25 protein-coding genes and 2 tRNA genes are annotated in these 26,608 nt (G+C 34.9%); 18 read left to right on the forward strand and 9 right to left on the reverse strand.

Translation table 11 applies throughout. The annotated features are described in order from the left end of the window. Position 1: 1 nt before the first annotated feature. Both H9L01_RS04270 and H9L01_RS10975 read right to left on the reverse strand, forming a co-directional pair. Entirely contained in the window at positions 2 to 946 is a 945-nt protein-coding gene (locus H9L01_RS04270; RefSeq protein WP_187534775.1) for an FtsX-like permease family protein, read from the reverse strand. 200 nt (positions 947 to 1,146) lie between these two features. Continuing rightward, positions 1,147 to 2,229 carry an acyltransferase family protein gene (locus H9L01_RS10975; RefSeq protein ID WP_415696608.1) on the reverse strand — a complete coding sequence of 361 codons (1,083 nt, stop codon included), beginning with the start codon at positions 2,227 to 2,229 and terminating at the stop codon, positions 1,147 to 1,149. Between the two features lie 144 nt (positions 2,230 to 2,373). On the opposite strand from H9L01_RS10975, the gene H9L01_RS04280 reads away from it, so the two are divergent. After that, on the forward strand, positions 2,374 to 3,099 hold the full coding sequence (locus H9L01_RS04280; protein ID WP_187534777.1) for a helix-turn-helix transcriptional regulator: 726 nt from the start codon (positions 2,374 to 2,376) through the stop codon (positions 3,097 to 3,099). A 395-nt stretch (positions 3,100 to 3,494) separates the two neighbouring features. Here H9L01_RS04280 and H9L01_RS04285 read toward each other — a convergent pair. Both H9L01_RS04285 and H9L01_RS04290 read right to left on the reverse strand, forming a co-directional pair. Further along, a tRNA-Phe gene (locus tag H9L01_RS04285) sits at positions 3,495 to 3,570 on the reverse strand. A gap of 1 nt (position 3,571) precedes the next feature. Next, positions 3,572 to 3,648, reverse strand: a tRNA-Met gene (locus H9L01_RS04290). A gap of 186 nt (positions 3,649 to 3,834) precedes the next feature. Here H9L01_RS04290 and H9L01_RS04295 point away from each other — a divergent pair. Together H9L01_RS04295 and H9L01_RS04300 are read left to right on the forward strand one after the other, a co-directional pair. Further along, the gene (locus tag H9L01_RS04295) at positions 3,835 to 6,489 is read left to right on the forward strand and encodes an InlB B-repeat-containing protein (RefSeq protein WP_187534778.1); all 2,655 of its coding nucleotides are present in this window, start codon (positions 3,835 to 3,837) and stop codon (positions 6,487 to 6,489) included. A 153-nt stretch (positions 6,490 to 6,642) separates the two neighbouring features. Beyond that, a complete protein-coding gene (locus H9L01_RS04300; RefSeq protein ID WP_187534779.1) occupies positions 6,643 to 8,199 on the forward strand; it encodes an LTA synthase family protein in 1,557 nt (518 codons plus the stop codon). Positions 8,200 to 8,237: 38 nt separating this feature from the next. On the opposite strand, the gene H9L01_RS04305 is transcribed toward H9L01_RS04300, so the two are convergent. The 3 genes from H9L01_RS04305 to H9L01_RS04315 are packed head-to-tail and all read right to left on the reverse strand — an operon-like array spanning position 8,238 to position 10,368. After that, positions 8,238 to 9,248 (reverse strand): hypothetical protein, encoded by a 1,011-nt coding sequence (locus tag H9L01_RS04305; RefSeq protein ID WP_187534780.1) that lies wholly within the window; start codon positions 9,246 to 9,248, stop codon positions 8,238 to 8,240. After that, positions 9,245 to 10,024: a permease prefix domain 1-containing protein gene (locus tag H9L01_RS04310; RefSeq protein ID WP_187534781.1), complete on the reverse strand. Its 780-nt coding sequence runs from the start codon at positions 10,022 to 10,024 to the stop codon at positions 9,245 to 9,247. The genes H9L01_RS04305 and H9L01_RS04310 overlap by 4 nt, the downstream gene beginning before the upstream one ends. Beyond that, positions 10,021 to 10,368: a PadR family transcriptional regulator gene (locus H9L01_RS04315; protein ID WP_187534782.1), complete on the reverse strand. Its 348-nt coding sequence runs from the start codon at positions 10,366 to 10,368 to the stop codon at positions 10,021 to 10,023. The genes H9L01_RS04310 and H9L01_RS04315 overlap by 4 nt, the downstream gene beginning before the upstream one ends. A gap of 233 nt (positions 10,369 to 10,601) precedes the next feature. Between H9L01_RS04315 and H9L01_RS04320 the strand changes: the two genes are divergently transcribed. The 5 genes from H9L01_RS04320 to H9L01_RS04340 all read left to right on the forward strand — a co-directional run bounded on the left by H9L01_RS04320 (position 10,602) and on the right by H9L01_RS04340 (position 14,956). Next, entirely contained in the window at positions 10,602 to 11,642 is a 1,041-nt protein-coding gene (locus tag H9L01_RS04320) for a DUF6709 family protein (RefSeq protein ID WP_187534783.1), read from the forward strand. 50 nt (positions 11,643 to 11,692) lie between these two features. Next, the gene (locus H9L01_RS04325) at positions 11,693 to 12,073 is read left to right on the forward strand and encodes a DUF805 domain-containing protein (RefSeq protein WP_187534784.1); all 381 of its coding nucleotides are present in this window, start codon (positions 11,693 to 11,695) and stop codon (positions 12,071 to 12,073) included. Between the two features lie 107 nt (positions 12,074 to 12,180). Continuing rightward, entirely contained in the window at positions 12,181 to 12,540 is a 360-nt protein-coding gene (locus tag H9L01_RS04330; protein WP_187534785.1) for a VOC family protein, read from the forward strand. 16 nt (positions 12,541 to 12,556) lie between these two features. Continuing rightward, positions 12,557 to 13,348, forward strand: a complete 792-nt coding sequence (locus tag H9L01_RS04335) for a GNAT family N-acetyltransferase (RefSeq protein WP_187534786.1) — start codon at positions 12,557 to 12,559, stop codon at positions 13,346 to 13,348. 135 nt (positions 13,349 to 13,483) lie between these two features. Further along, a complete protein-coding gene (locus H9L01_RS04340) occupies positions 13,484 to 14,956 on the forward strand; it encodes an ATP-binding cassette domain-containing protein (RefSeq protein WP_187534787.1) in 1,473 nt (490 codons plus the stop codon). A gap of 21 nt (positions 14,957 to 14,977) precedes the next feature. Here H9L01_RS04340 and H9L01_RS04345 read toward each other — a convergent pair whose 3' ends face one another. Beyond that, positions 14,978 to 16,156, reverse strand: coding sequence for a saccharopine dehydrogenase family protein (locus tag H9L01_RS04345; RefSeq protein WP_187534788.1), 1,179 nt, complete (start codon positions 16,154 to 16,156; stop codon positions 14,978 to 14,980). 287 nt (positions 16,157 to 16,443) lie between these two features. Between H9L01_RS04345 and H9L01_RS04350 the strand changes: the two genes are divergently transcribed. The 6 genes from H9L01_RS04350 (at position 16,444) to trhO (ending at position 21,833) form a co-directional block, all read left to right on the forward strand. Then, a complete protein-coding gene (locus tag H9L01_RS04350; protein WP_187534789.1) occupies positions 16,444 to 17,238 on the forward strand; it encodes an alpha/beta fold hydrolase in 795 nt (264 codons plus the stop codon). Between the two features lie 207 nt (positions 17,239 to 17,445). Continuing rightward, entirely contained in the window at positions 17,446 to 18,765 is a 1,320-nt protein-coding gene (locus tag H9L01_RS04355; protein ID WP_187534790.1) for a PTS sugar transporter subunit IIC, read from the forward strand. Between the two features lie 99 nt (positions 18,766 to 18,864). Beyond that, the gene (locus H9L01_RS04360) at positions 18,865 to 19,008 is read left to right on the forward strand and encodes a hypothetical protein (RefSeq protein ID WP_187534791.1); all 144 of its coding nucleotides are present in this window, start codon (positions 18,865 to 18,867) and stop codon (positions 19,006 to 19,008) included. A gap of 14 nt (positions 19,009 to 19,022) precedes the next feature. Further along, positions 19,023 to 20,111, forward strand: coding sequence for a DUF871 domain-containing protein (locus tag H9L01_RS04365; protein WP_187534792.1), 1,089 nt, complete (start codon positions 19,023 to 19,025; stop codon positions 20,109 to 20,111). A gap of 16 nt (positions 20,112 to 20,127) precedes the next feature. Beyond that, complete coding sequence (locus tag H9L01_RS04370) at positions 20,128 to 20,787, forward strand: GntR family transcriptional regulator (protein WP_187534793.1); 660 nt, start codon at positions 20,128 to 20,130, stop codon at positions 20,785 to 20,787. A gap of 89 nt (positions 20,788 to 20,876) precedes the next feature. Then, positions 20,877 to 21,833, forward strand: a complete 957-nt coding sequence (gene trhO, locus H9L01_RS04375; RefSeq protein WP_187534794.1) for an oxygen-dependent tRNA uridine(34) hydroxylase TrhO — start codon at positions 20,877 to 20,879, stop codon at positions 21,831 to 21,833. A 10-nt stretch (positions 21,834 to 21,843) separates the two neighbouring features. Here the strand turns inward: trhO and H9L01_RS04380 are convergent, their stop codons facing one another. Further along, positions 21,844 to 22,176 (reverse strand): MazG nucleotide pyrophosphohydrolase domain-containing protein, encoded by a 333-nt coding sequence (locus tag H9L01_RS04380; protein WP_187534795.1) that lies wholly within the window; start codon positions 22,174 to 22,176, stop codon positions 21,844 to 21,846. 107 nt (positions 22,177 to 22,283) lie between these two features. Between H9L01_RS04380 and H9L01_RS04385 the strand changes: the two genes are divergently transcribed. The 4 genes from H9L01_RS04385 to H9L01_RS04400 are packed head-to-tail and all read left to right on the forward strand — an operon-like array spanning position 22,284 to position 26,586. Continuing rightward, positions 22,284 to 23,615 carry a Sapep family Mn(2+)-dependent dipeptidase gene (locus H9L01_RS04385; RefSeq protein WP_187534796.1) on the forward strand — a complete coding sequence of 444 codons (1,332 nt, stop codon included), beginning with the start codon at positions 22,284 to 22,286 and terminating at the stop codon, positions 23,613 to 23,615. A 1-nt stretch (position 23,616) separates the two neighbouring features. Then, entirely contained in the window at positions 23,617 to 25,161 is a 1,545-nt protein-coding gene (locus H9L01_RS04390; protein WP_187534797.1) for a YfcC family protein, read from the forward strand. A 12-nt stretch (positions 25,162 to 25,173) separates the two neighbouring features. Further along, positions 25,174 to 25,683, forward strand: coding sequence for a GNAT family N-acetyltransferase (locus H9L01_RS04395; protein ID WP_187534798.1), 510 nt, complete (start codon positions 25,174 to 25,176; stop codon positions 25,681 to 25,683). 54 nt (positions 25,684 to 25,737) lie between these two features. Further along, positions 25,738 to 26,586, forward strand: a complete 849-nt coding sequence (locus H9L01_RS04400; RefSeq protein ID WP_187534799.1) for a hypothetical protein — start codon at positions 25,738 to 25,740, stop codon at positions 26,584 to 26,586. Positions 26,587 to 26,608 lie beyond the last annotated feature (22 nt).

Consider the following 26,608-nt stretch of genomic DNA (forward strand, 5'->3'; position numbering starts at 1 on the left):
GTCATCTCACCACTTTTCTAAGTTCAAATCGTATAAAAATGTAGTTGGTTAGATTGCAAAATACTTGGCAAAGAATCCAGGATATTAATAAATAAAAATGGATTGAAGAACCGGTGAAAACTCCTTGATATAAAATATAAAAGAGGACCATCGCTAATATTGAAGAGAGTAGAATGGTGCTAGATATTTCTTTCATGAGTGTTGTGGAGATTTGTTTTTTCGTTGCACCAAAAATGTGGTACACAACCATTGCTTTATGCTGGGTTCTAATAATACTCCAACTTGTAATAGCATAAATAATTGATGAAAGAAGCATACCTATTAGCATAAATAGTAAACCTGGGTTTGATGAAATAATATTAAAGTGGTTAATACTGTCAGAATCAATAGTATAAGTGTGCATTCCATTTTCTACGATAAAACTTTCAAAGGATTCAAAAGTCTCGGAGTTATTTGAAAAAATGTAGTATACGCCTTCGCTTCCGAATAATCCTAAATCATAATCATATAAAAATTGAAAAGAGTGATTATCTGCTTTACTATATTTTGCAGAAATTTCACTATTTGAATATCCATAAAGATGAGAAAATTTATCAAAAGTTGAATCTTCCTCAACATACAAATAGCCAATGATTTTTGTATCGAAATTTTTAAATTCGTCCAGTGTATATTCATCTGAGATAACAGAAATTGCTTGATTCGAGGTAGATCTAAAAACAATTGTACTATTATTCCAAGATTTGCTTTCTGAAATTAGAGATTCTATAAAATTATTTGATTTATATATATCGTAAGGCATATTTAAATGAATAATATATCGACGATAATTATGCGGCATATTAAAGTTGTAGGATAGGTTTGAATTGTAGGTCACTCCTAAAAAAGAAAAGAATGATGTGACGAGAATTTGAAATAATAATGTAATGATAACAATTTTCTTCTTCATACTTTCTCCCTAATTAGTGTTATGCTCTTATCATTAAAAGTTTTGAACGATACTACATGAATTAAGTTTAAGAAATGTTATATGTGAAGTGCGGAGAATGATAGATTACTTTTCTATTTTTATTATACCATGATGTACTGAGTACTAAAATCTCTACCAAGTGATTAAACCATTCTACATACATAGTATAAAATTTATATCTACTTATATTTGTAAGAGTGATTAAATGTTACTATGGTTCTTGTTAATAATAAACAAATAGAATAAGCCACAATTATGCTATACCAACCGTCGAATTGAACTGTTTTAACCAAGAATATTACAAAGGGGTGAATTAAATATATATATTTTGAATATGATGAAATCATCTTACTATCAATGTGGGAAAGAAGTGGTTTCGATTTCATAGCTACAAAAAAAATATAGTATGTAAATGGAATCACGCTTAAGAGAATGTTACTGTTCAATCGCTTGCTATTTTTTATAAGAATTAGATCAAACAAAAATAGAATGATAGAGAGGATGAGTGAGTGTTTCAAACTAACGATTACCTTAAGCTGATGTCTTTTTTGATAACAAGTATAGCCAAAGCAGACATAAAACAAACCAAAGAAAAGGAAGTTTCGAGTTGTAAAGAATACATTATAATAATTTGATAATAGTGATTGAACAGAAGGAGATAAAAACCCCCAGTATGTTTCGGTAGCTCCGAATAATAACAGAATAAAAGAAAGAAACATCAAATGTGATAACCCATACTTCTTATTCCATTTAGAAACAATGTTAATCGATAAAATGAGGGCAGGATAAAACCAAAGATGGTAATAAACACCCGAATAGAGAATCAAGATAAAAACAATAATAATTAATGCAAGTGGATAAACTATTAAGGGTGGGTTATATGTGTAAAATAGAGATTGCACATTTGATTCAATCAGATAGTAATTATCCGAACAAAAAGAGATTAGAAGTGGTAAATATATACAACTCCAGATTAAGTAGGTCTTGGTGTTGCTTTTGTTGTAGTTTAGAAGATAATGAGGGTTAATTTCTTCTTTTTGAGCGATGAAGTATCCGGAAGTGAAAAAGAAGAAAGGTACGCATATTCTACCAAGGCCACTATTAATGAAATAGTCTAAGTTGGGATAAATATTGTGGAAAGGTCTAAGATGAAAAACTACAATAATGAGTGACATAATTAATTTAACTAAGCTGATGTTTGTGTAGTTTGTATGCAATTGGTTGCTTTTTGTTTGTTGTGAATTCATAAATATCTCCTTCATGAATTACTCTATAGGAGACATACAAACAGATATAGCAACATGTAATTCCATAGAGATATTACAACGCAACAAAGAGTAACATTGATAAAAATTAATCAGATGATAAGATTAAGGTAATCATAAATTAAAATAAAGGGGAGAAAAATGAACATAGGAAAACTAATTAAGGAAAAAAGAACCGAACATCACCTTACCCAAGAAGAGCTCGCAAGTGAACTTTATGTTACGAGACAACTTGTTTCCAAATGGGAGAATGAAAAAAGTTATCCGAGTTTGGAAGATGCCGTGAAATTAAGCGAACTTTTTAATATTAGTTTGGATAATTTGATTAAAGGTGATGAGGCTTATACTCATGAACTATCATTTAATGCTAAAACGAAAAAAACTATGAAACTATTATTGTCATTACTATTAGTAGTCTCAATAAGTCTTGCCTCGATACTGTTGTTCATTATATTTGTTAATGGACCAGAACTTAGTGCAGAGGACCTTGTTATTACAAATGTAGAAATCACAGAACTTGAAGCTAATAAAATTCTGAATCAACTGACCAATCAGGAAGTTATTATTCCTCAAGATATTGAGATTACAATAACTTTTAAAACTGATAAACCGTTTGTAAGTCTGAACGGTGAATACAGTTCGAGGCTTTCTTATATGGAGAACAAAGATTTCACATTTTCTGTTTGGGGAGATTATCGACCATTTGGTAGCAAAGAAGGAAAAATAATTTTAAAAAGCCGTAGAGATACGATTACTGAAATGGCTAAAAGTAACTATGGCGCAAACATTTATATTCAAAATCTATCCGTGGGTCAACCCGATAATCTGTTAATTGGCTGGGAGGAGTTATACAAATATCTCAACTAGAAATAATGGAACAAGAATCTAGCATTTTGATAGATACATTGAAAAAGTTCGAAGTATTTCTAACTTTTTTGCTGTCAATATTTTGGTAGAAGAGACCTAACGTAAGAACAGCTCGTATTCATCTATTAGATAAAAATGATCATGAATATAATTCATATTACAATTATATTTTAACAATTTTCAGCCTACCCTGCCAGCAGTTACTTTCTGTGATTGTGTAAAATAGGTTGGAGATTACAAAAAGCGATATTCCGCTTATAGCGATTTTGTTACAAACTACTATAAAATGAGCTATCACCGCGACTACTTTATCGCTTTGTGATAACTTTTTTCTTGTAGATAAGAGCAAAAAAAAAACTAACATCTTGTATGATGTTAGGTTGTATACATGGTTATGGTGGCCCCAGTCAGAATCGAACTGACGACACACGGAGCTTCAATCCGTTGCTCTACCAACTGAGCTACAGGGCCATGGTTGCGGGAGAAGGATTTGAACCTACGACCTTCGGGTTATGAGCCCGACGAGCTACCAGACTGCTCCATCCCGCGATATGCTTATGCATTATAACATACGGCACAAATATTGTCTAATATCTACAAGGTTTAAAGGTTTTGATGACCTCTTATTACTGTTTCGTAACATTTTTACTTTGTGAAATATTGTTCAACGTTACAATTTACCCAGATAAACACAGGAAATATCGCTGTGCTTACGTAACAATGGAGGGAATTAAAATGAAAAAGGTAATCTTATCACTATGTTCTTTAAGTCTTTTGATGCTTAACACAAATGTCTACGCAGATGAAACTAAAGATATTATAGAAAGTGAAAATGTTGAGACGACGCAACAAGATGCGTCTGAACAAAAAAATGAAGAATCAAAGGATCAAATTGATTCTCAAAAAGAAGAAAACAGTAACAATACCAATGAAATAGAAAACATAGACACAGTAGAAATCAAGGAAGCTACAAAAGAATTATCTGAAAATCGAAATACAGACGAAGATACTGTAACAGTAAGATTTCATACAAATGGTGGTGTAATGGAAGATGAAGTTATTACCATCGATAAAGGTTCATACTTTAGCACTTATGACTTTACACCAACTCTTGAAGGGAAAGCATTTTATACTTGGTTTGAAGATGAGAATTTAGAGAAACAGTATTATGGCGGATATTTAAGTAACGATATCGATTTATATGCAGCATATACAGAAGTAGTTAACGAACAAGACTTCTCAGATGATTTGTTGAATTACCTTGATAAGGTAAGTGGTATGAAAGCACCGTTCGGAGAAAAAAATCTAGCCGATATACAAATGTTCAGTAATTATGAAGTTATCGATTATTATGATGTCGACAACGATGTTTACGTTTATGAAGAAATTATAGTTCGCGACTATAAAGGAATCGAGCATTTGACCGGAATTCGCGAAATGAGAGTTACAATCGATTTAGATAATAAGGTGTCTAATGATAGCCTATCTCAAATCTCAACTCTTAATAATGTTACTCATCTTGAGTTTGGGGCATTACTTCCAGAAGATGTTAGAAACGATTGGGGAGCTTCTGAGAAATATAATGCGTACAATCTATCAAACCCAATTCGAGTAAAACAATATGAAAATGAAATATTGAAATATATCAATGCAGTCGATTTGAAGGTGTCAGAGTACAATGATTCATATCTTGGTTTCAATAATACTTTATACTTAATGGACCAATCTTACCTAGCAGGAATTAAAAATACACAAAACATTAATACTGTTAGTCAGATGAATGGTGAATTTGGTGGTGCAGTAGTTGTGAAAGCAGAGCCAGTTATCGTTGATGGTGAGACAGTATATAAAATATATATATCTAATCCGTTCAAAACTGCATATAAAGATGTTGATTCAAAATTCATTGTTGATTCAGAATTCAAATACTCTCATAATGACTTTTATCCGATGATTAATCTTAATTATGATGGTGCGACAGATGAGGAAATTGAAAAATTCGAAGAAGCCATTAAAATGGAGTTTACAGACTTACAAGGAAATGTAATTAAGACGAATACTGATGATTATGATGGATCCATTCTCTTTAAAGATGTTTCCTTATATCTTAACGAAGCACAGTATCTAAATCTTGAAAAGCAAATTAGACTTGAAAATGAAAATCCAGAACATATCCCCCAACAAGGTGTAGGAAATATATTTGTGATGTCCTCATATTTCTACATGCCTGATAGTGAGATGATTAGTGGTGGAGGTCAGTATCCTGACTTCAGAAGTGATTACAGCGGTAGAATGAACGTTATTCTGGATGTAGAAAAATCATATACAGTTACTTTCGATAGTAAAGGTGGAAGTAGTATTGATCCACAAACAGTGTTAGAAAATACTGCAGCATCACAACCTACACAACCAACTCGTGATGGCTATACATTTAAGGGATGGTATACAGACGAAACCTATACTACGGAATATAACTTCGCGACACTTGTCACTGAAGATATGACTCTATACGCAAAATGGGAAAAGATCTCAGTGTATTATACAGTTAGCTTCGACAGTAAAGGTGGAAATAGTATTGATCCACAAACAGTGTTAGAAAATACTTCAGCATCACAACCAACACAACCAACTCGTGATGGCTATACATTTAAAGGATGGTATACAGACGAAACCTATACTACGGAATATAACTTCGCGACACTTGTAACTGAAGATATGACCCTATACGCAAAATGGGAAAAGATTTCAGTGTATTATACAGTTAGCTTCGATAGTAAAGGTGGAAGTAGTATTGATCCACAAACAGTGTTAGAAAATACTGCAGCAACACAACCTACACAACCGATTAGAGACGGTTATGTATTTGTAGGATGGTATACAGACGAAACCTATACTACGGAATATAACTTCGCGACACTTGTAACTGAAGACATGACCCTATACGCAAAATGGGAAAAAAATTCAGTGTATTATACAGTTAGCTTCGACAGTAAAGGTGGAAGTAGTATTGATCCGCAAACAGTATTAGAGAATACAGTAGCAACACAACCTACACAACCGATTAGAGACGGTTATGTATTTGTAGGATGGTATACAGATGAAACTTATATGACAGAATACAATTTCGCAACAGCTGTAACTGCGGATATAACTCTATTTGCAAAATGGAATAAAGAAGATATTACCGATCCTATTAAACCAGTAGATCCAGTAGATCCTGTTGAACCTGTTAATCCTATTGATCCAGTAAATCCAACAGAACCAGAAGAGAACGATGAGAAACTTCCTACAACTGGAGTTGATCAAAGAAGTGCTTATTTAGGGTTCGGCTTACTAAGTCTTGGATTGCTCTTTGCAATTGCAAATGTTTTAAAGAAAAAAGAATCTTAATAACTGAAAAGCGTCTCAATAATGAGATGCTTTTTTTGTGGATATATACTACATATTTGTGAAATATCCAAAAATCCATGTAAATAAGGCGTGATAGTGCTATCATATCTTTATGAGTTTATTTTTTAGAAACGAAGTTTAAGGAGAATTAAAGTGGAAAAAAATAAGTATCAATTCAAAAAGTCGGAAGGTAAAACACGTCTATTTATGACGCTATCGACAATCTTTGTAACGCTATCAATATTCTTTATTGCATTTACAAAATGGGCATTAGTTACTTTTGGGGACTTGGATTTTGAACAATACCTCTTCACAATTGCGGGACCTAATACCGGTACACCGAAAGAAATGTATATTAAAGTAGCGATTATAATAGGCATTGTAATTCTATTGATTGCATTGATTATGGTAGGGATTTATTACTTTGTAAGACAACAGATGTATATCAATAAAAAATCGGAAGGCAAAAGAGTACAAGTACTTTCTATGCCAATACGTAAGATTATTATTACTTGCGTGATTACAATATTCTTTGGATTTTCGATTTATTATACAAATACGAATTTGAAGATATCTACATACCTCTTAATGGGAGAGTCAGAGTTCATTGAAGGTCATTATATTGAACCTACAAAAGATAATGTAACATTTCCGGAAAAAAAGAAGAATCTTGTTTATATTTTCTTGGAATCATTTGAATCAACATATTTTTCAAAAGAACTTGGTGGAGGCAGTGATGTAAACTTAATGCCAGAGATGACAAAACTACTCCAAGAACCAGGAGCTATTAATTTCTCTCATCAAGAAGGATTAGGGGGACTGAGACAAATTTATGGCTCAACTTATTCAATTGCGGGGATGTTTGCTCAACAATCCGGATTGCCATTTAAAGTTCCGGGGGATGGAAACCAATACGGTATCAGCAATAACTTCATTCCTGGTGCAAAAATTCTTGGTGATATTCTTCATGATGAAGGATACAACCTTCAATTCTTAGCAGGTGCAGACGGCGGATTTGGTGGAGTAGATAATATGTACTATACTCATGGGGATTTTGATGTGTTTGATTATGTCCGTGCAAAAGAGGAAGGGAAGATTCCAGCAGATTATATGGTTTGGTGGGGTTATGAAGATAAAAAGCTTTATGAATATTCTAAAGAATTTATGGATGAACTAAGTCAAAAAGACGAACCTTTCGCAATCGTGATTGAAACCATCGATTCCCACTTCCCTGGAGGGTATACTGATGAATCATGCTCAACAGAGTTTGATCAACCTTATATGAACTCTATTAAGTGTGTTGATAAACTTACTGCAGATTTTATTAGAGATATTCAAAAGGAACCTTATTATGAAGATACTGTTATTGTAGTTATGGGAGATCATCTAAGTATGGATCAGGAGTATTTTAAAACTATTGATTCAAATTATGAACGCACAGTATTTAATGCATTCCTAAATGTTGATCAAACAATAATTGATCAAGCTAATCATCAAAATCGAAATGGTTCAGCTATTGATGTATTCCCCACAATTCTACGAAGTATGGGTGTTAACATTAAAGGACATCGTCTTGGTCTAGGAGCTGATCTCTACTCAAACCAAGATACATTGATAGAGCGATATGGACAAGAGCATGTTCATGAAGAATTAAAGAAAAATTCTATTTTTTATATGGATGAATTCTTAGAACAACGTTATGAAGAATAGTTAAAAAGCCCTGTTACAATTAGTAACAGGGCTTTACTTTACTCAAATCCAATATTTTCTTTCAATCTGGTATATTCTGCATCAATAATTCCGAGGACTGCATTATTATATTCCCTATCATTTATAACATCTGTCTCAATAATAAGTGCGCCACCCTCAATTGATTTAAAATAGTATTTAGTGTAGTTTGAATCTAATTCATGAGATTGCTCTGAAGTATCTTCATTATATTTATAGTTCTTTGAGATAATAGTAAAATCATAGTTTTCTTTAATGAAGTCTACATCAACGTTTTTCATAGAACCCTTCAATGCATGCAGCGAACTGAGTAACATTAGTTTTTCATTTTCCTCAGTGTGATTTTCTTCTATGAAGTGGTGTTTCAACATATTACCTTTGGAGTCATGAACTTCAAGATAGTTACCTTCAGAGAGAAAGTATCCATAATCAAATATTTTTAGTGGTTTTTCGGAATCTTTCAATCTGTAATACAGAAGGGATTTATCCTGATCTAAGTATCTTTTTCCCCCGTTGTAAGTAAAAATATGATCTTTATTCTTTGAAGCAAAAACTCGATTAATTTTAATTAACGGATCAGTACCTTCTTCGGTTTCAAAGACAATATCTTCGAGTCTCGGGGAGGCGTCATCTGATTGATAAAACGAAACACTACTTGGATTATTCAAGTATCGATCAATAATAAAACTATCTTCTTTTGAGAACCATCGAGTTCCCATTGTCCACTCAAAGACGCTGTTATCAACAAAGGGAATCTTTATATTATCTTCATAGGCAATTTGTCGGTGTACAAATCCTAGAGATTCCACTGAAATACTACTGTAATGAGTGTCAGTTTCAATGACTACAAGTTTATGTCGAAAATCATCATTAATAATTGTGCTAATGCGACAGTCTTTGACGTTGAAAGCTTTACAATGATCTTCGGCGAGAGTTGTTATTGAGAATCTCCATCGATACATGTATCCAATGAGAATGATGAGTCCGACATTCAGAATACTGAGAATAACGACTTTAGTTTTCTTTGTCATTGTGTACCTCCGTCAAGAATAGGAATGAGATCAATTCGACTATCCGGATTGAAAACTTCAATCATTATTGATTCAGGCATGCTTTCTATATTTTGCAATGGAAGTATTCCAATATCTTTGTAGGATCTAACACTGGTAGTGAAAATTGAATTGGAGTCATCCAAATATGTTAAGGGAATTGGAAGTATTATAGGCATTAATGCTAGCAATCTGGATTCATCAATATAAATACGAGAATCTAAATACAAGATATTCGGAGACACTAATGCGGATGTATTAGGATTATTATTGCGATACGAGAAGTAAATTAGTATCCTTTTATCCACGGTATATAGGATATCTTGGAAATGGTAGTCGAAATCTCCGATCGATGCTGAAACATCGATTTTTCTTTTATCAATGGTATTGAAGTATTGAAAAGATTCACGGTAGTCACCGTTTGAAATATCCCCATTCATTTGTGAATACTCTATATATGACGGAATGAGGTGAACCCCTACAACAACGACGAGTATAAATGCAGTAATTTTAGTTATGTATTGAAACCATACGAAATAGGGATTATGGACCTGATTCAGAGCACGACCAATTTCTAATGGATCTCCAAGACGTTCGATTACGATAGTTTCTGCATCTTCAAGACTTAATCCAGATTCCAATTCATCCTGAATCGCGTCTTGAATATGACTTAAATATTCATTGCGGAGTGAGTGCTTTACAAAAGGGTTCTTAACTTGGGAAAGCATTGCTTTAATGAATGCTTCTCTGTGATTCATGAGTTAGGAATCAAATTGGTACTGTTTACAACTCGCTGTACAGAAGAAGAAAATTCTTGCCAAGTATCTTTTTCTTCAACAAGTTGTTTTAGTCCCTTTTTCGTTATTTGATAGTACTTGCGGTCTTTCCCAGTTGGACCTTTTTTCATGTAAGACTTCAAATATCCAGAATTTTCCATGCGATGCAAGATAGGATATAGCGTTCCTTCCTTCATTTCAAAGGTGTTATCAGAACGTGTTTCGAGCTCTTTAATGATTTCGTATCCATAGCGGTCTTGTTCACTAAGTAGTGACAAGAGCATGAATTCTGAGCCAATACGTAGCCATTCTCGGTGTTTGTTCATGGTAATCCTCCTTACTATGTGTATCTATGTATATTATACCTAGATACACTATGTTAGTCAATTACTGTACATATTTCATCAACAATTCACTTAATAAGCCGTAATAAATGATATAATTCGCATGTTATTTTTGGAGAAGGTATATTCAAATAATGACAAGTTCAAAAAGAATGGTGAACTTTTTGGATTGAAAAGGGGAAATAAAAAGCTAGGATACATAAAGGTGGAAAAATATGAAAGAATTAATAAAGAAACGGAAGCGAAATGCTAATCGAATCATTTGGATTACATTAGCGATTATTGTAGGATTGTCAATTATTATGGCTGGTCCCGCAAACCAAGTTTTGAATTCATATAAGTCATTTCAAGCTAAAAATGTTGATGAAATTATGTCACTTTACGACACTTTAGAATCAGGGAAGCCAGCTCGAATTAAGACAAATGGTCTTGATGACAGTGGTTATTACTATGGTAGTAAGAATAAAGCGGATTTCACATATACGCTTGCTTATTTTGATGATTATATCGTTATTGTTAAGCAACCAGGCTATGATAAGTATCTTAACTTATTTGATGATGAGGGAAGTATTGTTGTTGAGAACATCAAGCAAACAAGTATTTCTCAAGAAGGTCAAGATCGCATCATTGAAGACTTCGCTGAATACCTTGAAGTCGAACCTGAAGAGATGGAAAATGCGTTCTACCCATTTGTTGTGGGAGCCGTAGGAATTACAAGCTATTCAACAATTTATCTTGTATCAATAAGTGCAGTATTTATAGTTGGATTGGCATTGTTCCTATATAAACATTATCGTGCTCTAAATGATCTTGAAAAAGAATTTAGTGCAGAAGAAATGGATCGCATCGATGAAGAAATGCACGATGCATTATTTAGACATAAGAATATGGTCTTAACACCCCACTATTTAATTTGTTTTCAAGGAATGGATATCAAACGACAAGTCATTCCTATAGACTCACTTGGATGGGTTTATAAAATTATCACTACGACACGTTTTTACGGTATTCGTACTGGAAGTACTTATGCACTTCAAATATGTATTAATCATTCTAAAAAGGAACTCACGATTAATATGAGTGAAGCAGATGTTGAAAGAGTGATTGAATTCTTAAGTGCAATGGATACAAAAGCAGTGCTTGGTTTCCACAAATCATTTAGAGGTGCATGGAACCGTAGCCGTGATGTAAACCAATTCCGAGAGGAAATTGGTATTGATAATATCGTAGATGACGAAAGTGAAGCAACTGCATAACGTTTCGCATCTAAAAGATATATAATAGTTAATATTTATAGGAGGATTATATGAACTATTTAAAGAGTTACTTCGACCATATGTTCAACAGTCAAGGTCGTATTTCACGTCATGATTTCTGGATGACAATGTTATGGGTAATGTTATTTAACTTTGGGGTTAATATTATTTTAGGGATTGTGAGTTCAATGATTGGGAAAGTTGTGAAACTTCCAACCCTAATGTACATTGTAGTTACAACAATTACAATTATCATGTTGTTATCAACAATTTCTATGCAAATCCGTCGTCTTCACGACACTGGAAAATCAACATTATTCATCTTCTTTAACTTAATTCCAGTTATTGGTCAATTCATTGTTATTTACTTCTACTGCTTACCAGGCGATGTAAATGCAAACGATTATGGCTATCCTGAAACAGTTAATTAAGTATTAAAGTTGTAGTTCTTAAGAATTACAACTTTTTTAATATCATCATTAAGCTGTGACCTTGGTAAATATGTTAAAGTGTATCTAACGAAAAGAAGGTGTCGATAATGAATGTTGAAATCATGATATATGTTAATAATGAAATTGAAAATGCGAAGTTCTTTCAACAAGCACTTGGAGGATTTTTAAATGAAGAGGCAATGTTCGATGAGTCGAAGAAGATGACGTTAATCCTTGAAGACTCAGTTAGCCTTGTATTCTTTAAAAGAAGTTTTATTGAACAGGTTTCACCGGAAGTATTAAACAATAGTCCTTCACTTTTATTTCAAGTAGATAATGTTGAAGAAGTGTACCAAAGAATTAAAAACTTAAATCAGAATATAAGTGAACTAAGTAATATAGAATCTAAACGTACTTTTAATTTTTCAGACTTAGAAAATAATTACTACGCAATTATAGAAAAATAATATAGGTGATGAAAACATGATTAAACTTGATGATGAAAATAAAGAAGAATTAATTGAATTTTTAAATCGAGATCCATATACAAATCTATTTTTGATTGGTGATCTTTTTGCATTTGGTTTTAATGATTCAATCCAAAGATACTACGGATTTTATGAGGGTGGAAGACTAGAGTGTGTCTTGTTTCGCTTTAGAGATGATAGCCTTCATGTCTATGGAAATATAACGGAAGAAGTGTTTGACGCTATTGAAACGTTGGTAGAGACCGAATCATTTCCTCGTATTTTTATGGGAGAATCAACATGGAAACAAGTTGGTGATAGGTTGGATCATCTTATTGACATTAATCATGTTTCGATATTATCCGCATATAATCCTAAAGATATTAAATTAGATTCAGGAAGAGCGAGAGTCCTCACAGAAGATGATGCACAAGCAAGTGTTCAACTTTTAAATAAACATTTTGGTGGTAAACCGATACCTGTTGAACGATATCGTGATGAATTAATTTCTGGTGAACGTGTTTCATATGGGATTAAAGTTGATGGTAGATTAGTTTCAATCGCAAGTTATGTTGCGAAAACTAATGATGCTGCCATGATCATTGGTGTTTGTACTGATGATGACCACCAAAAAAAAGGATATGCAAGTGAGATTGTTAAGTTGATGAGTGATGATTTATATGCACAAGGGCGCAAAGGGGTTCTATTTTATACAAATCCTTCAGCTGCAAGAATTTATGAAAGGCTCGGGTATGAGCCCTATGCACACTACCATATGATTGATCTTAAACGTTCGAAGGAAAAATAAATTCGAAAATGTTGACAAACACATTCTTAAGTTTTAAACTTTATTTGACTAGAAAGGTAGCAAATCGCTATCCGGTGACACTAATGGGAGAAAACTCTGTAGATAAAAAATAATTATACGAGAGGAGTTTTTACCATGTTTACATTTAGTGTTGCAATAAACACACAACAAGGGCGCGAACTCATTGCGCCTTTTTCTATGTCCGTAAATCAAAATGATAAAATCGCGATTATCGGAGAAGAAGGGAGTGGCAAGTCCCTATTACTCAAAACTTTGTCAAGAAGTCCGTTAACTGATTTAGTTGTAGACTTTCAAATAAGTCATGATATTTCGTTTTACAGACTTCAACAAGATATTGCAGTTGAAGAAGAATCATTAACCTTACTAGAATACGTCATTAATAATAATTGGGAACAATATGGCTTGTTTGCACAACATCAGCCGATTATCTTACCAGAATTAGAAGACGAAGATTTTGATCGTGAACTTCACAGTTTTAGTGGTGGAGAGCGTGTTAAAATTCAAATTTTAAAAATGATACTTTCTGAAGCTGATGTTTATCTCTTGGATGAACCAACTAATAATTTAGATTTAGAATCACTACTTTGGCTTGAATCGTGGGTGGATTCGTGTGAACAACCTGTAATATTTGTATCTCATGATTTAGAGTTCATTCGTAATCTTGCAAATAAGGTAGTGCATTTTGAACACATTCATCGAAAATCACGATCTCAAGTGACGGTTTGGAATGGAACGTATGATGAATATATGAATCACCGCGAAAATTCAGCTAACAACACAAATCAAAAAATTGATACTCAAAAAAGAGAACAAAATATTAAGGATCAAAAGTGGCAGCGACAATATCAACAAGTGTCCCATCAACTTCAACATGTAGCCCGACAAGATCCGGGACTACAAAAGAAAATGAAAGCCTTGAAGGCAACGCGAAAACGATATGATCGCGAAGAGGTAAATTCAAAAGTAGAAGAGGAACGTTCAATACAACTTTCATTCGAGGATTTTTCAGGTGTGTTGCGACACTATAACTTAGAAGTTCCTCGTAATGACATTGACGGAAAACATCTTGGATCTAACTATTTACTCCATATTAGACCGGGAGAGAAGATTGCATTAACTGGAAATAATGGTGTTGGGAAAACAACACTACTCAAACAGTTCAAAACTCAGTTGGAAAAGACTGCGAATGTTGGATATATGGGTCAAGCATATCTTGACCAACTAAACCTTGACTTAACGCCACTTGAAACCTGTCAGATTAATTCAGAAGTTGAACACATAAAAAAAGTAACCAATCATCTGACTTCTTTGAATCTTACGTATGACGAAATACATACGCCACTTAAATATTTATCGGGAGGGCAACGAACAAAAGTGCTTTTATTGAAACTTGTTTTAAATCAATCCGACATTTTAGTGTTGGATGAACCATCGCGTAATTTAAGTTATCGCTCGCGTCTTGAGATGATGTCACTCTTAAAAGAGTATCGAGGAAGCATTCTTTGTATCACTCATGACCGTGCATTAATTGAAGAAGTTATGGAAACATCCTACCAAGTTAGTGAAAATGGACTATTAGAAATATAAAAAAGAGCCGAAGCTCTTTTTTTATAATACAAGTGGTTTTTTCTCAACTAGTTCTCCTTCAACAAGAATTTGGACTTCGTACTCATTTCCTTTTGACATAAGGTACTTAAAGAATTCAGTAGCATCGAGGAATCCTTCTGGTCCAAAGAGGCCAATGGCTTTGCCTTTATTATGGGCAAGAGTTTGTGCTGCGAATGAGCAAGGGAGTGCAGTTGACATATTCATACGTCCCATTCTCGAAAATTTATACTCGGTTTTCTTTCCATCTTTCATACCAATCACATGAACTTGCGATGCACTACCAATATCGTCTTCTGGAGCAATATCTTCTGGCTCGACATTTTGAGAAATATCAGTGACGAGATCTACAATTAAGTCATCACGATTCATATCTTGACCATTAATATGGATTGGTTTATCGAGTGTTAGCCCAACTTGTTCGAACATTTTGTAGAATGAAATATCCGAACCGATTGGCCACAAGTTACCGCGATTTGTCACCGTTTTGACACCAGGAATTGAACGGGAAAGTGTGAGGGGTTCACCGTGCCCAACATAATAAATTGGATAGGAACCTAACTTACCTCCAAAGTCGACATCCACTTTTCCAGAGACACTTTCAACTTCTGTAAGCTTTCCGTCTAAAAATTGTGGACATGTTCCTGTAGACATTTCAATAGCATGCCATAGTGTAGCACCTGCTGCTTGGGTACTTCCTACAGTACTTACAACCCAGTTAGTATGAATTTCATCCGTACGGTCAAGTAATTCTGAACCAAGTTTACCAAACATATTGGTAGATCCAGGGCTTGCACCTGCGCAGATAATTGCAGTGATACCTGCTTCTTTACATGCATCTTCATAACCTAATAACATTGTTACTGCAGAAGAGTCATCAGCGATATCAACATAATCAATTTTTTCTTTAATACATGCTTCAATGATATGGCGTGCTGTTTTGTAAAACGGTCCAGTCGCATTTACGATAACATCATAATCACGAATCACATCTCTTAAGCGTGTTTCATCATAGATGTCGACATGAACAGCTTCAGCCTTTACGCCAATCTTTTTCGCAACGTCTTGCGCTCTTTCTAAATTAATATCCCCAACTCCAACTCGAGTTGTATCATCGGCGGTAGCTATGTCGGAAGCAATACCAGAACCGACACCACCCGCACCAATTACTAAATATTTCATACAATACCTACCTTTCGTATCTCTACCGTAACGCTAATTACACTTAAACTCAAATGAGATGTAAGCGATATCAACCCTTTTATAGATAAGTTTGTGAAAATTGGTAGAAGTATGTTAAAAAGAGGATGGTATGTTAAACGTGTGCAGGAAATCACAAATACGGCGTAATAACAATTTGTTTCATAGACAACCTCCTTCTCTTTAACGCACCTTAAATCCTATGGCGTAAAGCATGCGTGATTGTGAACACTATGATATGATTAGTGCCGTAGAATTGAGGGATAGATTTGGAACCAATTACAACTTATGATGGCTACACCATCAACTATCAATACAGTCCTGTTGAGGATGCTAAGGCAACCGTCATTTTCAGTCATGGCTTTGTGGAGTATTCGGCACATTACTCCAAGCTCGCATCACAACTTAATGCGTACGGATTTAATGTATTCAAATATGATTTGCGAGGTCATGGTCGAACAACGGCTCCACTGGGAGATCTTGAGGCATATGAGGATTTTGCACTCGATCTTAACGAGTGTGTTCAGTGGGTAAAAGATAAAGACAGCACACTTCCGATTTATACAATGGGATTTAGTATGGGTGGGATGATTACCGCATTATACGGAATTCTATATCCTTACGAAGTATCGGGACAAATCTTATTAGGAGCAGGGTTATCCATTGCGAGTCAATTTAATGATGTAACTGATGATGAAATCTCGGTGTTGAAATTTTTAGAAATGATGGGAACTACCGGTGATGGTGGTATTCGCCAACTGATTGCAATGGATTCGCCATACGTCATAAAAAAAACGACACGCAGATTTTTAGTCGAAAGCTTGGTTAAAGCACCAACTTTTATTCAAGAAAATTATGCTATGTACCAACTACCAGTTTTATTAATTCATGGGCAACAAGATCCGATCATCACTTACAAGGGGAGTCAAAAATTTTATGATGAGATTGCAAGTGACGATAAAGAAATACTAATTTATCCAGAATATGAACATGACTTACTCCGAATTCCAGATGCGCCTAAAATAATTGCCGTTATAGCGGAATGGATTAATCGTCATTTATAACATCTTATAGTAACTATAAGGTGTTTTTTATTACTACCGTTAATTGTACCTACAACTTTTATTGTTAATTACCTGAAAACGCTTGCGGTATAAATTTTTTGTGGTATATTATAACTGTGGCTGTGGTATAGACCATAAGATCTAAACATGTTAAGTGGTTTTTAACACAACCTTACTCAGATACATAGTTATCGAAGGAGAGGGAAAATGGAAGTATTTACATCTTGGATGGAGAAACACTTTGTTCCTATCGCAGTCAAGATAGGTTCACAAAAACATCTTGTTGCTATTCGTGATGCATTCGTAAGTATTATGCCTATTACTATGGCGGGTTCAGTAGCTGTTCTATTGAATGCGTTAGTACGTGACTTGCCAGCTAAGTTTGGCGGCGAAGGTATTACTGAAGCATTTGGATGGTTAATCGGAATTAATGGTTATGTTTGGTGGGGAACTTTAGCAATGTTGGCATTAATCTTTGCTTACGCTATTGGTTATCAATTAGCAAAAGCTTATGATGTTGATCCACTTGCTGGTGGATTAATCTCACTTGCTGCATTTATTGTTGTAACACCACAAGTTGCTTCAATTACACCGGAAGGTGCAACAGAAGCAGTTGTTGGTTGGGGATTCTTAAGCGTAGCGTATTTAGATGCTAAGGGACTCTTTACAGCATTAATCATTGGATTTATTTCTACTATAATTTACGCAAAACTTATGAATAAAGATATTACTATTAAGTTACCGGATGAAGTACCACCAGCAGTATCACGTGCGTTTGCTTCAATCATTCCAGGTCTTGCAGCACTTTACTCAGTTGCATTACTTGCTTACTTAACAGGTACATATCTTGAAACAAGTATTGGTGACTTAATTCTTCAATATGTACAGGCACCATTCTTGAACATCTCACAAAGCTTGGGATCTGTTCTACTTGTTACAATCGCAGTATCGGTCTTCTGGTTCTTTGGACTTCACGGTACAAACGTTTTAGCACCAGCTTTAGATGGTGTTTACAAATCAGCATTAGTTGCGAATACAAATGCTTATAACTCAGGTACACCAATCAAAAATTTACCATACTTATGGACACGTGGTTCATTCGATGCATACGCATGGATGGGTGGAGCAGGATGTACTTTAGCATTAATTGTCGCAATCTTTATCTTCTCAAAACGAAGTGAAGATCGTGCTGTAGCACGTCTTAGTGTTGCAATGGGAGCATTCAATATCAACGAACCTGTTATCTTTGGTTTACCAATTGTATTGAACCCAATTTATATTATTCCTTGGATCTTAGTACCAACAATTCTAGTAATTATTGGTTACGCAGCAACAGCATGGGGCTTAGTGCCACCTGTATTCCTAGAAGTTCCTTGGGTAATGCCACCAGTGCTTTATGCTTGGATGGCAACAGGATTCTCATTACCAGCAGCATTGTTATCACTTGTTAACTTTGCAATCGCAGTATTTATTTGGGGAATCTTCGTAGTTGTAGCGAATAAAGTTGAAATTAAAGAAGCTGCATAAAAAAGTGTGTTAAAATAGAAGTATCATTTAGAGAGGATTCTTCCTCTCTAAATTTGTCATTATTTAAACAATATAACATCATAATCAAGGAGTATATTTATGAAACAATGGTATCTATTTATATTAAGTATGGGCACGCTACTCATTATGTATTCATCGTTACAAAAGAATGGTTTCATGATGATGCTGTCGGGGATCATCCTTGTGATCGTGAGTGTTGTATTGTTATATAAGAAGAAATAAATACGGAGGATGAAATGGCAAGATTAGGTATATCACTATATCCAGATAACTCAAATGTGAATGATGATGTTGCGTATATACGCAAAGCGGGGAAAGCAGGATTTCGTCGTGTTTTTTTAAGTTTACTGAGTGTTGAAGGAAAAACAAGAGAAAGTATCATTGAAGAATATCGTGAGATTAATAAAGCGGCTCACGAAGAAGGAATGGAAGTTATTTTAGATATAGCACCTTTTATATTTAAGGAACTTGGGTTAGAGTATACTGACTTATCATTCTTTCATGAAATGAATGTGGATGGCATTCGACTTGATGAAGGCTTCGGTGGGGGGCTTGAAAGTCAATTGTCATTTAATCCTTACGGTTTAAAAATTGAATTGAACTCAAGTTTGGGTAATGATTATGTTGAAAATGTCATGAGCCATTATCCGAATCCGAATACAATTATTACATGTCATAATTTTTATCCACAACGTTATACAGGGTTAAGTCAATCTCATTTTGATTTTTGTAATGATAAAGTCAAAAAATTGGGACTCCCTATAGCTGCCTTTGTATCGAGCCAAAATGCAGATACTTTTGGACCATGGCCTGTCAATGAAGGACTATGTACTTTAGAAGCACACCGTGATTTACCAATCGATGTGCAAATTCGTCACTTAGTTGCAACGCAAATGATTGATGATATTATTATTGCAAATACGTATGCATCTGATGATGAACTTGAAATTTGTTCAAAAATTAATCCAGGTCTTTTATCCTTTAAAATAGACTTTGAGAAAGAACTCCAAGAGTCAGAGCGTAAAATTATTTATGAACATGAGCATCATGTTCGAGGGGATATGAGCGAATATATGGTTCGTTCAACGATGACACGTATTACTTATGCGAATGAATCTGTACGTCCAGAAAACACTCGTGATTTAAAGCGTGGAGATGTTATAATACTTAATGATGAGTATCCTCGCTATAAAGGGGAACTCCAAATCGTAATGAAAGATATGCCAAATGACGGTAGACGTAATGTTGTGGGTCACATTCCTGAAAATGAAATGATGTTATTAGACTTCGCGAAACCATGGCGTCCATTTGCTTTCTTAAAATAGTTTAGGTGGAGGTATCGTGGCAGTTCCAATATATTTACAAATTAAAGAAGACTTGATCAATCACATCAATGAGGCTCCAGCGAATTCACCTTTAGATAGTGAAAGGGACCTCGCAATCTTATATCGAGCAAGTCGAATGACTGTCCGTCGTGCTATAGATGAACTGGTTAATGAGGGCTATCTTTATCGTGAAGCGAACAAAGGGACCTTTGTAGCGAATCGAAGTTTACATAGAAAAAACAGTCTTGAATATGATGATTCTATGGATGTAACGCTTTTGTACTTTGATGTTAAAGCGCGTGCTGATGTTGCAGTTCAAAAAGCGCTTGCTCTGAAAAATGATGATCAAATCATCAAAGTTACACGTTTACTATCGCAAAACTCGCATCCGATAGCTGTCGAAGAATTATACTTTAAAAGACGTGATTTTTCAGATAAAGAGATGGAAATATTTTCTAAAGCGCATGAGCTCAATGAGTTTATGGCACGAGGTACCACGCACTATGAATTCCATGCAGCACTTGTACCGGTACAGTATATGAAAATGTTAAAGATTAAAATGAATACTCCAATTATAGAAATAAGTCGCATGATGACGTCGAAAGATGGATTGTCGATGGGCTATGGTGTATCTTATTATAATCCTGATACATATAAAGTTGAAGTAACATTATGACTCTATTCGTAGAGTCTTTTTTCTAGTCATTATGGTTGCGTGTCGGGAAATAAATTGATTAAACTTAATGCATAGAAAGAAGGCATAATATGGAACCAAACTATCGAGTGCTCCTTTATTATCAATATGTAACTATTGAGAATCCTGAGCAATTCAAAGAAGAACATCTTGCATTTTGTAATAGCTTAGGCATTAAAGGACGAATTATCGTATCGCATGAGGGGATTAATGGTACGGTTTCGGGAACCATTGATCAAACACAAGCTTATATGGATGGCCTTCATAACGATGTACGTTTTAAAAATCTTGTTTTCAAACAGGATCTTGCTTATGAACATGCTTTTGATAAAATGCATGTGCGTTTTAAACCAGAACTTGTGAATTTAAAACTTGAGGAAGATGTGAACCCACTGGAATTGACCGGTACATATTTAGAACCAGTAGCATTTTACGAAGCAATGAAAGATGAAAATACTGTAATTATTGATGCCAGAAATGATTACGAATTTGACTTAGGACACTTTCAAGGAGCAATTAAGCCAGATATTAAAACATTTAGAGAACTTCCCCAATGGATTAAGGATAATGATGAATTACTTGAAGGGAAGAAGATACTAACCTACTGTACTGGTGGCGTCCGTTGCGAGAAGTTTTCGGGTTGGCTTAAGGCGGAAGGTCATGATGATGTTGGTCAACTTCATGGTGGAATTGTAACGTATGGTTACGATGAAACAGTCCAAGGAGAGCTTTGGGATGGCGCATGTTATGTATTTGATAAACGTTTATCCGTTCCAATCAATCGTGTTAATCCTGTTGTAGTTGGAAAAGATATTCTAACCTTAAAACCTAGTGAACGTTACTTAAACTGTGCGAATCCAGAGTGTAATAAACAGATTATCATGAGTGAAGACAGTGAAGAAAAAACATTGGGAAGCTGTTGTCGCGAATGTATGATTCATCCACGAAATAGATATGTTCTCAAACATCATATTTCCAAGGAAACCATCAATCAAAAATTGAATGAACTTCCAGAATCATTTCTATAGAAAAAGGCCGTTAGTCGGCCTTTTGTTTTTCTGCATAACGTGATTCTAGTTTCGATTTATGGGATTCGAAAATGTCTTCGAGATCTAAATCGTAGTGGTTTGCTATGACGATAATATTTCCCAGGACATCTCCAAGTTCTTCGGTAAGATTGGCTTTAAGCTCGAGATCTGATTGTATATCCTCATCAGGACGATCACGACCAATCTCTAATGCGCGAATAGCTTGTGCTACTTCTCCTGTTTCTTCAGCAAGAAAGCCAATTCTAATAAAGATATCTAAATCAGACCAACCGCGTTCCTTGTAATGTTCTTTAACCCAGTTTTGAAAAGTATGTAAGTTCATTGTCATCCCCTCTTTTCTATAAAGTATTATAACTTAATTGTTGAAGAGGTGGTACAATAGTACTGAGACCTTTACATAATATTGTAAATGGAAAAAGGAGGAACTATATGGATTTAAAATTATTAATTGATGAAGCATTTGATGATTACAAACGTGATTTAGGACGTCTTGTGGGCATTGGTAGTGTTCTTGATGAAAATGGCGCTAAACCATTTGGGGAAAACATTCAAAAAGCACTTGAAGAAGTGATCGCAATTTCCAATGAAATGGGATTTAAGACATATATCGATCCTGAGGGATATTATGGTTATGCTGAGATTGGTGAGGGGGAAGAGATGTTTGGTGTCTTAGGACACATGGATGTCGTTCCTGTGGGTGATCTTGATGCATGGAATACAAATCCATTTGAACTTGTTGAAGCTGACGGCTTCTTAATGGGACGTGGATCACAAGATGATAAAGGACCAACACTTGCATCAATGTATGCTTTAAAGATTCTATTAGATCAAGGGGTTACTTTAAACCAAAGAGTACGCTTTATCTTTGGAACAGATGAAGAATCACTATGGCGTTGTATGAATGCTTATGTAGCAAAAGAAGAACTTCCTACAAAAGGATTTACACCCGATTCATCATTTCCATTAATTTATGCTGAAAAAGGTTTGATTGAGTATACACTTATTTCACACCAAAAATCAGATATCATGCTTTCTGGTGGTGATGCACTTAATGCGGTACCATCATCAGCACAAACAACTTATGATGCGAAAGTGGCTGAAGAACTTGATAACCTTGGTTACAAATATACTGTAAAGGATAATGTTATAACGGTACAAGGTAAAGCAATGCATGCTCAAGTTGCAGACAAGGGTGAAAACGCAATCGTCTATCTTGCACAAGCTCTTTATAACGCAGATAAACGTAATGATATGATTGATTTTATTGTTGAAAAGGGAACAGATGCTAACGGTCGTTTAATTTATGGTGATGTTCAAGATGACATTTCCGGTAAATTAATGTTTAACGTTGGTAAAGTTAACTTTAAAGAAAATATTCAAGAAGTAGGTATCGATATTCGTTTCCCCGTTACTTATCCAAAAGATAAAGTTGAAGAGATCTTAAAGAAGACCGCTCATGAATATCGTATTAATGTTGATCTATTTGATTATTTAAAATCAATTTATGTTGAAAAAGATTCAGAATTTATCCTAAACTTAATGGGAGCATACCAAGAAGTTACTGGCGATATGGTTACACAACCAATTGCTAGTGGTGGTGCAACCTATGCACGTGCGATGGATAATGTTGTTGCTTTTGGAGCAATCTTCCCTGGTGCTGAGAAAACAGAACACCAACCTAATGAACGAATTAAAATTGAAGATATGAAAAAAGCAATGAACGTTTATGCACAAGCATTCTTGAATCTTGTGGTGAAGTAAAATGGACAAGAAAAAGCGATTTAAGATGCCGAGTTCATACACAATTGTTTTTATAGCACTTGTGATTACGGCATTGTTAAGTTATTTTATTCCACAATCTGTCTTTGATAAGGAATCGGGTAAAATTATTCTAAATGCAGTCATGGATGCAGATGGAAATATCTTACAAGGCCAAGGGCTCCAACCGTTTGGATTCTGGGATGTCTTAATGGCTCCGGTACTGGGTTTCCAAAAATCCAGTGATGTTGCGATTGGTATTTTATCAGCAGGTGGGTTCCTAAGTGTTCTTCACCATGTTGGTGCCTTAGATGCGGGGATTGGAAGTCTCTTATCTAAATTTAAGGGGAGTGCACTCATTGCCGTAATGATGTTTGTATTTGCAGTTCTAGGAACCTCCTTTGGATTCTGGGAAGAAATCACTGCTTTCGCAGTCGTAATTGTACCGCTCTTTGTATTGGCGGGATATGACGTTATGACAGGACTTGGTGTTATCTTTATTGGATCAACGATCGGGAATATGGCTTCCATGGTTAACCCATTCTCAACAGGTGCTGCAGTCGCAGCTATCGGGAACCCTGAGTTATCAATCGGAAGTGGTATCGTTCTTAGAACAATTATCTTCTTAGCACTTTATGTGGTTGGAACGATGATGATGATTCAGTATGCAAATAAAGTTAAAAGTAATCCTGAAAAATCAATTCTTGCAGATGTTGAAGGTGTGAATACTTTGATTGACCGTAACGAACAGTTGCCCGAATTTACCAAAAAACGAAAACAGTCAGCACTTGTTCTTATTTTAATTGTTGTGATGACTATCCTAGGATATTTCCCATGGGAAGAAATTGCAGGAGCTGGAGTTGCGAATGCTATTAATGCACCATTCACTGCACTTGCTAAAATTCCACTTCTTGGGAATCTACTCGGAGCAGGTCATATTACACCTTTAGGAACTTGGGGATTTAATGAATTTGCTTTCCTATTTATATTAGGGGCTTTTGTTCTTAAGATGATTAATAACCTATCTGAATCAGAATTCTTGAAAATATTTATTGATGGGATGAAAGATCTCCTTGGTGTTGTCGTAGTACTTGCGATTGCTCGTGGTATCGCTATAATCATGGGTAACTCGACCATGGGTATGTCGATTACATTTATTTACTGGATTTCTAATGCGTTATCGAGTGTCCCACTTTGGGTATTTGGAATCTTTGCAATTCTAGCCTATGTGTTGATTGGTATATTCCTCCAATCTACAAGTGGTGTTGCGGGTATTTCGATGCCAATCCTTGGTGCTGTTGCTGCTGCTTTATTTACAACGAGTGCAGTTGGAGAATCCGGGGGACAGATTTTGTTAATTAGTGCCTTTGCGGCAGGAGTTAACTTTATGTCGGGGATTTATCCTTCAGCTACGATCATGGGAACCTTAGAACTTGTGAACGTACCATATGATAAATACCTTAAATTTACATTGAGAATCTTAACAGTGCTCCTTCTTGTTGCAGCTGTAATTATCTCAATTGCACCTTATATTGGAATTGTAAAATAAAGAGGATAAACGATGGATATTAAATATAAAAAGTTTTCAGCAGAACATGTACCTTATTATTATCAATGGCGAAATGATCCTGAGGTAGCAATCTATGATCAATCCGGATTCCTAAGACCCATGTCTTATGAAGAGGTTGAAGCATGGTGCCAGATTCTAATTGACGGCATGACATATATCGTAGAAGTTGATGGGAAACCGGTAGGTCAATGTGCATTTATGAACATGGACCAACGTAATCGACACGCTGAATTAGCAATCGTAATTGGTGATAAGAACTATTGGAGTCAAGGAATTGGTTCAATAGTCATGGCACAACTTCTAGAATGGGGATTTGAAGGATTAAATCTTAACCGTCTCTATCTCCACGTTTTTGATTTTAATAAACGTGCGATGGGATTATACGAAAAATTTGGATTTACCAAAGAAGGAACGATGCGCGATATGATTTATCGTGAGGGTCGTTACAATGATATCCATTGTTATGGATTGATGCGTAATGAATGGAAGAAAGAGGCTTAGCCTCTTTTCTTTTTGTCCAATTTTGGGTAGAGTATAGGTAAGCGAGGTAATGGTATGAACGAACTTGAAAAAAACGCGCAGGAAACACTGAAATCAGCGAGTAAACAACTCAAATTTCTAACGATGGTTACGAATGTTACATCTTATATTGTAGTTGGCGGCTTGTTGTCTGTAACACTCTATAATATTTTTACTGAAGGATTTGGTGATACCATCTGGATGATTTTGATTACAGCAATCACAGCACCCATGATTTTAGTAAGTATGAGACGTAAGATTAACAGCAGTCATGAAGATCGCTTTCTTAAAAGCTTTGATTTTATTGTAGACGCGCAATGGGTGTGTGGAACGTATCATGATATTTTAAAACAAGCAATCGAATCTTATCCACTCAAAACGAAATCTGACACTTTAATTGAAAGTTACGGAATTACAATTTTACATCGTAATCATGATGAAGAAGTTAATGAATTCTTGAATGATTATGAATTATGGCTTGAAGATAAAATTCTTAAAAATCGCTTTGAGTTCTTACGTCAGGTTAAAGAAAATCCAAAAATGACATGGGGTGAATTTGAATCACTACGTAATGGTACAATTGAAACAATGATTGCGAAAGGGAAAAGCAAATTGGATTCGTTATTTATTATTACCTATACAGCCAAGCTTGATTTAGTGGGACTCTATTATAAAGAATCTTATGATAAAATTCTGGAAATAATTGAAGCAAAACATCAAGATGCGATGAAACATCAAAACCCGCAATATGAACTCTTAAAAGGGATGGCATATTTGAAACTTGAAGATCTTGAGAAAGGGAAAAAAGCCCTTCAAAACTGTGTTAATGTAGCGAATGATTCAATCTATAAACGCTATGCATCCGAGTTATTATCAACACTATAAAGTAAGACGCTCAATTTGAGCG

Source organism: Erysipelothrix inopinata, from assembly GCF_014396165.1.
Classification (GTDB): domain Bacteria; phylum Bacillota_I; class Bacilli_A; order Erysipelotrichales; family Erysipelotrichaceae; genus Erysipelothrix; species Erysipelothrix inopinata.

Excerpts from the sequence above, each read along its gene's own strand:
- H9L01_RS04320 (WP_187534783.1), top strand. The coding sequence starts at position 10,602 with ATGAAAGAATTAATAAAGAAACGGAAGCGAAATGCTAATCGAATCATT.
- H9L01_RS04385 (WP_187534796.1), top strand. The coding sequence starts at position 22,284 with ATGGATTTAAAATTATTAATTGATGAAGCATTTGATGATTACAAACGT.
- H9L01_RS04310 (WP_187534781.1), bottom strand. The coding sequence starts at position 10,024 with ATGAATCACAGAGAAGCATTCATTAAAGCAATGCTTTCCCAAGTTAAG.
- H9L01_RS04400 (WP_187534799.1), top strand. The coding sequence starts at position 25,738 with ATGAACGAACTTGAAAAAAACGCGCAGGAAACACTGAAATCAGCGAGT.
- H9L01_RS04280 (WP_187534777.1), top strand. The coding sequence starts at position 2,374 with ATGAACATAGGAAAACTAATTAAGGAAAAAAGAACCGAACATCACCTT.
- H9L01_RS04345 (WP_187534788.1), bottom strand. The coding sequence starts at position 16,156 with ATGAAATATTTAGTAATTGGTGCGGGTGGTGTCGGTTCTGGTATTGCT.
- trhO (WP_187534794.1), top strand. The coding sequence starts at position 20,877 with ATGGAACCAAACTATCGAGTGCTCCTTTATTATCAATATGTAACTATT.
- H9L01_RS04330 (WP_187534785.1), top strand. The coding sequence starts at position 12,181 with ATGAATGTTGAAATCATGATATATGTTAATAATGAAATTGAAAATGCG.
- H9L01_RS04365 (WP_187534792.1), top strand. The coding sequence starts at position 19,023 with ATGGCAAGATTAGGTATATCACTATATCCAGATAACTCAAATGTGAAT.
- H9L01_RS04390 (WP_187534797.1), top strand. The coding sequence starts at position 23,617 with ATGGACAAGAAAAAGCGATTTAAGATGCCGAGTTCATACACAATTGTT.
- H9L01_RS04340 (WP_187534787.1), top strand. The coding sequence starts at position 13,484 with ATGTTTACATTTAGTGTTGCAATAAACACACAACAAGGGCGCGAACTC.
- H9L01_RS04395 (WP_187534798.1), top strand. The coding sequence starts at position 25,174 with ATGGATATTAAATATAAAAAGTTTTCAGCAGAACATGTACCTTATTAT.
- H9L01_RS04315 (WP_187534782.1), bottom strand. The coding sequence starts at position 10,368 with ATGAACAAACACCGAGAATGGCTACGTATTGGCTCAGAATTCATGCTC.
- H9L01_RS04270 (WP_187534775.1), bottom strand. The coding sequence starts at position 946 with ATGAAGAAGAAAATTGTTATCATTACATTATTATTTCAAATTCTCGTC.
- H9L01_RS04380 (WP_187534795.1), bottom strand. The coding sequence starts at position 22,176 with ATGAACTTACATACTTTTCAAAACTGGGTTAAAGAACATTACAAGGAA.
- H9L01_RS04360 (WP_187534791.1), top strand. The coding sequence starts at position 18,865 with ATGAAACAATGGTATCTATTTATATTAAGTATGGGCACGCTACTCATT.
- H9L01_RS04355 (WP_187534790.1), top strand. The coding sequence starts at position 17,446 with ATGGAAGTATTTACATCTTGGATGGAGAAACACTTTGTTCCTATCGCA.
- H9L01_RS10975 (WP_415696608.1), bottom strand. The coding sequence starts at position 2,229 with ATGAAGGAGATATTTATGAATTCACAACAAACAAAAAGCAACCAATTG.
- H9L01_RS04325 (WP_187534784.1), top strand. The coding sequence starts at position 11,693 with ATGAACTATTTAAAGAGTTACTTCGACCATATGTTCAACAGTCAAGGT.
- H9L01_RS04335 (WP_187534786.1), top strand. The coding sequence starts at position 12,557 with ATGATTAAACTTGATGATGAAAATAAAGAAGAATTAATTGAATTTTTA.
- H9L01_RS04305 (WP_187534780.1), bottom strand. The coding sequence starts at position 9,248 with ATGACAAAGAAAACTAAAGTCGTTATTCTCAGTATTCTGAATGTCGGA.
- H9L01_RS04295 (WP_187534778.1), top strand. The coding sequence starts at position 3,835 with ATGAAAAAGGTAATCTTATCACTATGTTCTTTAAGTCTTTTGATGCTT.